The following is a 7,382-nucleotide window of genomic DNA, read 5'->3' on the forward strand; positions in this document are numbered from 1 at the left end:
TACGCGATCAGTCGCCAAGCCGTGACCACAACTCGGCCGGCACCGGACCGTTCGCGGCAACCAACGACTCCAGCCGCCCGGCGTCCTCACTCGAGCAGGTCCGTACCAGCAACTGGAGAAGATCTTCGCCGGGTGCGCCGCCGAGTTCCGCCACCAACAGCGGCAGGTGCTGAGCGCGTACGGTGTAAAACCGCTCATACTCGCGGAGCCCCGGCCCCCAGAAATCCTCGACTCCCGAGCCCAGATCCTGGCCCTCGACGACCAGGTCACCGGCCTCGGTGAGATGCGCGCCGAGGAATCGGTATCCCCCGGCGCCTCGGGTCTCACGCAGGATCACTCCGTGCTGCCGTCCCATCAGAATGAGACGGTCACCAGCATGTTGCGACCCCAGCCGCGTGTGCGGCCGAGATTAACCGTCGTCTGAGTTTGTCGAAGTCGGGGTCATCGGGGGTAGCCATCGGGCCGTCGGAGGGAGTGATGCTCATAACGCCCAACCTCCCTTGTGCCCACGCTGCCATGTGAAGCTGCGGAAGCGACTTAGCGAGAGGCCACCCGTCAACACTCACGTCCCCCCAGCTCACGTTTGATCATCTGTAACACTCCGGCTTGAAGTACTCAAAGCGGGGAGGCTCACCAGCGGGTGAGGTATGCGGTCCACGCGAGGGCGGCGTTGGCCGCATGGCGCTGGTAGTTCCGCAGATTCGGGACACCTGGCGGGGCTGGCTGACGGCTCATCCGAGTCCAGTAGCCGGCATAGGCCGCTGCGTAGCTGGTGATCACTTGCCGGTGGACCCGCCCCCAGATTAAGGATCTGGTCAACGTCTTTTCGGCATCGGCGGGTGTGTGGCCAGCCATGATCAGGTGCGGGACGAGGTCGATGATGTCCACCCAGGCTGCCCCCTGGCTCGGTTGTGCCCAGTCCACCACGACGGCGGTTCCGTCACCGGTGATGAGGAGGTTGTCAGGCCGGATGTCTCCGTGCACCAGCGTGGTGCCCTCCGTATGACTCGTCCACAGGAACTCCAGATCGGCGAGCGCGTTCATGTGGTGGCGTTCCCACGGGCCGAGGTCGGGTGGGGATGCGGCGGCCAGCTCACGCCAGCCATGCAGCCAGCTGCTGCGGCCGACGGCGGATCGCGGGAGGCCGGGCACAGGTGACGGCGTGAGCGGTTCGGCCATGCGGGAGATCGTGGAGACAACGGTTTCCACGTCGAGAGAACCGGGCGACAGGTCGGGGTGGCGGCCTTCGATGTCATCGAAGATCAGGATGATCCATCCAGCCGCCTCTCCATGCCAGCGCAGTCGCGGGGCCGGGACGGCGGCGGGAAGTCGGCTGGCGGTGTCAGCCTCAACCCGGTGCTTGGCGGCCAGCGCGTGGTCGGTAGGGATGGCCTTGACGAACGCCCTGCCATGATCGGCGAGGAGAAGCCGGGCCGCGGCCCCGGGCGAGAAGCCGCCGCCCTGCGTGTCGGCGGTGATGACGGCCGAACCGAGGTGGCTGGCGATGAGATCGCGCAGGCCGCTGGGAAGCTGCGTCCAGGATGGGCGTACGGCGGTGGAGCCGAGCAGAGGATGGCTGGACTGATCGGATGGCATGGAGGCCCTTTACCGGATCGAGATGATGGCAGGAGATCCCGCACCGAGCAGGGGCGAGACGAGGTCTCGCCTACTCCTGCCCGGCGCAGATAGCTCGCCGTCCGAAAATGTTGGGCACGTGTTCTACAGTAGCGGTCGATCAGCCGAGGTCGAGGTGGTAACGGTAGGCGTCGATGGATAGCCGCAGCGCTTCCACGGTCTGCGGGGCGATGCGGTAAGCGAGAGCCAGGACGCGTTCCAGCGAGCGGGCTAGAGATCTCATGGTCGGTATGGGCGGGCCCACGACCAGTGCGTCCAGTTCGCGCAGGCACCACCGGCCGATGGGGGTCCTGCCGATATCGGTGTCAAGGTGGTACCAGCCGTATTGGGCCCGATCCGGGGCCAGCACGGTCCGGATGAGGTTTCGGGCCGCAGTGACGAGCATGTGTGTTTCGGCGTAGGCCATGAACCGCTGGCCTCGTGAGATTCGCTTGTGGATCATCCAGATGAGCACCAGCACTTCGATGACGAGCTGTTCGCAGGTGGGCGTGGTAGCCAGGCGACCGGTGATGAACGCGTTGGCGGACAAGTCGGGGATCGGCTCGCCGGTGCTCGGTGCGGAGTAGACGACGCTACCGCTGGTAAAGGCGGCGATATTGGCGATGCGGTCGGCCGGGGCCAGGTAGAGGTCGATCTGGTAGAGCCTCTCGCCGTGCTCGATGAGATGGACATAGCCGAGGCCACCCATACGGGGCACGATCCGGTCCAGCCACCCGGGGGCGATCGCGCCGAGGTCGGCGATGGCTAGGGCGTCGTGTACGGCGACGAACCCAGGAAAGAGTGATGGCGTGATGCCGACGACCAGATCCACATCCGACAACCGGTCGGAGGTGCCCCGAGCGAAGGACCCGCGTACGAGCATGTGGGTGACGGCTGGGCTGGCGGCCAGCACCCCGGCCACGGTCTCCATGACAGCGAACTGACTTGGCCGGTTCATTGCGGTGAGACGATCGATGGCACTGGAAGAGATGGCGGGCACGAGATATCCCTTCTCAATCGGTGGTGCCGAGGAGGGTGGATTTGCGGCTACGCCATGTCCGGGCGGCGTTTGAATCGCCTAGGGATTCGTGAAGGGTGCTGATCAGGTCATATACGCGTCCCTCGGGCATGGCGTGCGTGAAGAACAGCCTGAGCAGGTGCCTTTCGGCCGTGCTGATGTATCCGAGTTGGGCCAATTCCAGGGCTCGGCGGATCTCCAGGTCGGTCAGTTCATCATCGAGGGGCGGCAGTAGGCGGACATCGTCGGCGTTGAGATGCTTGCCGGTGATGAGGTCGTCGAGTGTCGGGGTGGCGTAGCAGTCGAGGATCAGATGGATGCGGGCCGGGCCGTGGAGGTTGCATGCGCCGTGCGGGTACGTGGGGGTTAGCCGCCACAGATGTCCGGCCGAGAGGTGGACAGCAGAGCCTGCCACGCTGAGGAAGGCGGAGGCGCTAGTGACCAGGGGAATGTGCAGCCGGTGCCGCTCGACTGCTTTCAACTCGCCGTAGTCGCGGTGCTCCCACAGGAAACCACCGGGCTCCAGGCGGGCGATGCGGGCCCACATGTAGTGCAGTCCGAGGTCGGCCAGGATCCGCCGCGTCGCTGGCATGACTGCTAGTAGGTCGGTCTCGACCGGATCGCAGTCGGTAATGGTCACGTCACTGGACCGGCCGGTGGCGTTGAGCAGTGACAGGGTCCCCCAGCCACCGGACTGGTACTCGCCGTACTCGGTGATCCAACCGGAGGGAATGGTCAGCGTTTCGTGGCGGACGCGTTCCAGGAGGTCGGGATCGATGGCGGTGACGTATGCGACTTGGTCGGTCAAGGTTGTCATGGGTCTCCTTCCGGGTCAGGAGCGACTTCCTGATCGAGGGTTCCCGTCGTTACGCAGCGCCGAGTGGCCCCTCATTTCGTAAGGCGGTTCCCCTAGGGTTGGGCCGCTGGTGTCCCCGTGCGTCGAAGGCGAGCCAGCCTTCGGAGGCGATAGTCTTGGGACAATCGTCGACCGCTGGCCACCCCCTGTCAATTATCCCAAGACAATCTCTGACGGAAGGATTGTTGTGTGATGGTTGTGCACTCGCGTTATCTGGGCCTTGCGGCCCAAATCCGAACACGGATCGAGGCTGGCGAGTGGGAACCCGGAGCCAAGCTTCCGCGATTGGATGACTTCGCGTCTCAGTACGGTGCGAATCGGGACACGATTGGCCGAGCGATTGGAGTGTTGGAGTCAGAGGGCTTCGTCTGGGCCGTACAAGGGCGGGGGATCATTGTCCGGCACGGCATGATGAGGCTGCGTAGACCGCGCGGGAACCTGGTGAAGCGTAATGTCGCCACAGAGGGTCCCGGCTACTCCTTTCCATCAGCCTCTAGCCGTGAAGTCTGGAAGCACCATGTTCCGCCGACCATGTCCGTCCAACCGCTGATCGATTCACGGATCGCGAAACTGCTGGGCGTCCCGGTCGGCAGTCCGGTGATGCGCCGGTTTCGTGTCACCGGGCCTGAATCCGAGCCCCCCTTCCAGATCAACATCTCGTGGATCCATCCGCGTGGCGTCGCTGATGCCCCTGAAGTTGCTGTCCAGGCTCCCGGTCCGGGTGACTGGTTGTATCGGCTGGAACAGGCTGGCCACTGGCCGATCAGTTGGATGGAGATTCACAGGGCGCGGATGCCAACCAAGGACGAGGCCGGTCTGCTGGAGATTCCGATCAGCCTGCCTGTACTGGAGATCGTGCGGCAGGGGATTTCGGGACGCGATGGTCAGCCCATTGAGGTGACCGAATACGTTGTGGCAAGTGACCGTGTCGAGACCGTGCACGTTCTTCACCGTGACGAGTCCGCACAGTCTCCATGGCCCGACGACTCCGCCTTGGGCGAGTAGACGATGCCCTTCACCGTTGAAGCCGCCGCCCGCACCCACATCGGACTTGTGCGCCGACGCAACGAAGATGCCGTTTACTCGGGCCACTTCCTGTTCGCCGTGGCAGACGGCCTCGGCGGCCATATCGCCGGGGACATCGCCGGGGATACCGTGATCGAAGCCTTGCGTCCTTACGATCGTCAGATAGCCCAAACGCACCTGCCGACCACCTTGGGACGAGCGGTCTACGCAGCCAACCAGGCCCTATACGGCCGGATCGAGGCCGAGCCTGGACTGGCAGGCATGGGTACGACGCTGGTGACGATGTTGTGGTCCGGGACGACAGCAGTCCTGGCGAACGTAGGCGACTCCCGTGCCTACCTGCTACGCGGTGCGGGCTCCATTGCGGAGATCGTCCAGATCACGGAGGACCACACCTTCGGGAACTTGGTGTCCGACGCAGGTAGCGTGCCGAACTTGTCTGGGCGCATCTCCCGTTTCCTCGACGGTCGGGTGGACGGCCGCTCTCCTGACCTCATCACACAGGAACTGCGCTCTGGCGACCGGTTCCTCTTGTGTTCTGACGGGCTGAGCTCGGTCGTTCCCGGAAATGACCTCCAAGCAGCTCTACGCGCGGCGAACAATCCAGAAGAGGCAGCTGATCGGCTCCTCATGCTGGCCACTGACCAGGGCGGCCCCGACAACATCACCGTGATCGTCATTGACGTTCGAGATGCGCCATCGGCCGACCCAGCGAGTGGCAGATGACCAAGCGCAAGGACGGCAACAGCCTGAACGGATGAAACGTCATCGGCTGGCGTACGTCGTGGCATGGATTTGGATGGTCTGTCGTGGTGGATACGGTCGTGAGGGAGGCCACAGTGGGTGGGGGGCTACTCGCCGGTAGATTGCGGGTAGAACGACAGAGGTAGGCGTTAGCCGTACAAAGGGAGATCTATGACGGCCCGACTGGGGACAGCGAGGCTTGGCCCGGGCGAGCGGTATGCCGCATTGGACTCGATGGGATCGCAAGAGCTTGATGTGGTGGTGGTTGGCGGGGGTGTGGTTGGCGCGGGGGTGGCGCTGGACGCGGCTACGCGGGGGCTGTCGGTGGGGCTGGTGGAGGCGCGGGATTTTGCCTCGGGGACCTCGTCGCGGTCGTCGAAGCTGATCCATGGGGGGCTTCGGTATCTCGAGCAGCTCAACTTCGATCTGGTGCGGGAGGCGTTGCAGGAGCGGTCGTTGTTGCTTCAGCGGATTGCTCCGCATCTGGTGAGGCCGGTGCCGTTCATGTTTCCGTTGACGCATACGGGGTGGGAGCGGCCGTATGTGGGGGCTGGGCTGGTTCTTTACGACAGCTTGGGGTTTTCGTTTGGATTCACCCGGGGGGTTCCGGGGCATCGGCATCTGTCGCGGAGGCGGGCGTTGCGGTTGGCTCCCGCGTTGCGGCGGACGTCGTTTACGGGGGCGGTGCAGTACTGGGATGCGCAGGTCGATGATGCCCGGTATGTGATGACATTGCTGCGTACGGCGGCGACGTATGGTGCGCATGTGGCGTCGCGGGCGCAGGTTGTCGGGTTTCTCCGGGAGGGGGAGCGGGTCACGGGGGTACGGGTCTGCGATCTGGAGACTGGTACGGAGCTGGATGTGCGGGCCCGGCAGGTGGTCAATGCGACCGGGGTCTGGACTGACGACATTCAGGAGTTGGTCGGCGGACGTGGGCAGATCCACGTCAACGCGTCCAAGGGTGTGCATCTGCTGGTGCCCCGGGATCGGATCCACTCGCTTACTGGAATCATCCTTCGCACCGAAAAATCGGTGCTTTTCGTGATTCCTTGGGGGAGGCATTGGATCATCGGGACCACCGATACCGCCTGGACTCTCGACAAAGCGCATCCGGCGGCTTCTCGTACCGACATCGATTATGTTCTCGATCACGTTAATGCTGTTCTCTCGGTGCCGTTGACCAGGGATGACGTTGAGGGAGTGTACGCGGGGCTGCGGCCGTTGCTGCGTGGTGAGTCCGAGCAGACTTCTCAGCTGTCCCGTGAGCATGTGGTGGCGCATCCGGTGCCTGGGCTGGTCATGGTGGCGGGGGGTAAGTTCACGACGTATCGGGTGATGGCCGCGGATGCCGTGGATGCGGTCGCGCACGGTCTGGACTTGCGGGTGCCGCCCTCCTGCACCGATCGCATCCCGCTCGCTGGAGCCGAGGGCTATCAGGCCCGCTGGAACTCCCGCAACCGTCTCGCCGAGTCCTCCGGGCTGCACGTGGCCAGGATCGAACACCTGCTCCAGCGGTACGGATCGATGATCGATGAGGTGCTCGTCCTCATCGAGGCGGACCCCAGTCTGGCCAGACCGCTCACCGGCGCCGACGACTACCTGCGCGCCGAGATCGTTTACGCGGCCACCCATGAGGGCGCTCGCCATCTCAACGACGTCCTTACCCGCCGCACACACATCTCCATCGAGACCTTCCATCGCGGCCTCGCCGTTGCAGAAGAGGCCGCCGAGCTCCTGGCCGGGCCCTTGGGCTGGGACGCTGAACAGGTCAAACGCGAGGTCGAGTACTACACCAAGCGCGTCGAAGCCGAACGCGCCTCCCAGGAACAAGACACCGACCAGGAAGCCGACGCCATCCAGATGGGCGCCCCCGAAATCGTCCCTGTAGCCGCTCCCGAAGGACGCTCTCTCTAGGGTTACTCCGCTGGGGTCCCCTAACGGAACAACCTCGACACCTCCACCGCTAGCTCCGGTGTGACCACACCAAGATCATCATTTGTCATGCGAATGGGCCGCCAGGCCCGTTGAGTGGGTCTGGCGGCCCTGTTCGGCCGGTTCATGGTCAGGCCTTGTTGAAGATGTTCTTGGCCCAGAGGTAGGAGGCGGCGGCGATGCCGGCGCACC

7 protein-coding genes are annotated in these 7,382 nt (G+C 64.3%); 3 read left to right on the forward strand and 4 right to left on the reverse strand.

Features of this window, described 5'->3' with window-relative positions; translation table 11 throughout:
- Positions 1 to 7 precede the first annotated feature (7 nt).
- The 4 genes from ABGB08_RS18305 to ABGB08_RS18320 form a co-directional block, all read right to left on the reverse strand.
- Positions 8 to 355 carry a hypothetical protein gene (locus tag ABGB08_RS18305; protein ID WP_347591737.1) on the reverse strand — a complete coding sequence of 116 codons (348 nt, stop codon included), beginning with the start codon at positions 353 to 355 and terminating at the stop codon, positions 8 to 10.
- Positions 356 to 630: 275 nt separating this feature from the next.
- Positions 631 to 1,596 (reverse strand): phosphotransferase, encoded by a 966-nt coding sequence (locus tag ABGB08_RS18310; RefSeq protein WP_347591739.1) that lies wholly within the window; start codon positions 1,594 to 1,596, stop codon positions 631 to 633.
- Between the two features lie 139 nt (positions 1,597 to 1,735).
- Complete coding sequence (locus ABGB08_RS18315) at positions 1,736 to 2,545, reverse strand: hypothetical protein (protein ID WP_347591741.1); 810 nt, start codon at positions 2,543 to 2,545, stop codon at positions 1,736 to 1,738.
- A gap of 82 nt (positions 2,546 to 2,627) precedes the next feature.
- Positions 2,628 to 3,449, reverse strand: coding sequence for an aspartyl/asparaginyl beta-hydroxylase domain-containing protein (locus ABGB08_RS18320; RefSeq protein ID WP_347591743.1), 822 nt, complete (start codon positions 3,447 to 3,449; stop codon positions 2,628 to 2,630).
- 570 nt (positions 3,450 to 4,019) lie between these two features.
- Between ABGB08_RS18320 and ABGB08_RS18325 the strand changes: the two genes are divergently transcribed.
- The 3 genes from ABGB08_RS18325 to ABGB08_RS18335 all read left to right on the forward strand — a co-directional run bounded on the left by ABGB08_RS18325 (position 4,020) and on the right by ABGB08_RS18335 (position 7,172).
- The gene (locus tag ABGB08_RS18325; protein ID WP_347591745.1) at positions 4,020 to 4,493 is read left to right on the forward strand and encodes a UTRA domain-containing protein; all 474 of its coding nucleotides are present in this window, start codon (positions 4,020 to 4,022) and stop codon (positions 4,491 to 4,493) included.
- 3 nt (positions 4,494 to 4,496) lie between these two features.
- Positions 4,497 to 5,240: a protein phosphatase 2C domain-containing protein gene (locus tag ABGB08_RS18330; protein ID WP_347591747.1), complete on the forward strand. Its 744-nt coding sequence runs from the start codon at positions 4,497 to 4,499 to the stop codon at positions 5,238 to 5,240.
- A gap of 189 nt (positions 5,241 to 5,429) precedes the next feature.
- Complete coding sequence (locus ABGB08_RS18335; RefSeq protein WP_347591749.1) at positions 5,430 to 7,172, forward strand: glycerol-3-phosphate dehydrogenase/oxidase; 1,743 nt, start codon at positions 5,430 to 5,432, stop codon at positions 7,170 to 7,172.
- Positions 7,173 to 7,382 lie beyond the last annotated feature (210 nt).

The sequence above is a fragment of the Acrocarpospora sp. B8E8 genome (genome assembly GCF_039871605.1).
GTDB classification, from domain to species: domain Bacteria; phylum Actinomycetota; class Actinomycetes; order Streptosporangiales; family Streptosporangiaceae; genus Acrocarpospora; species Acrocarpospora macrocephala.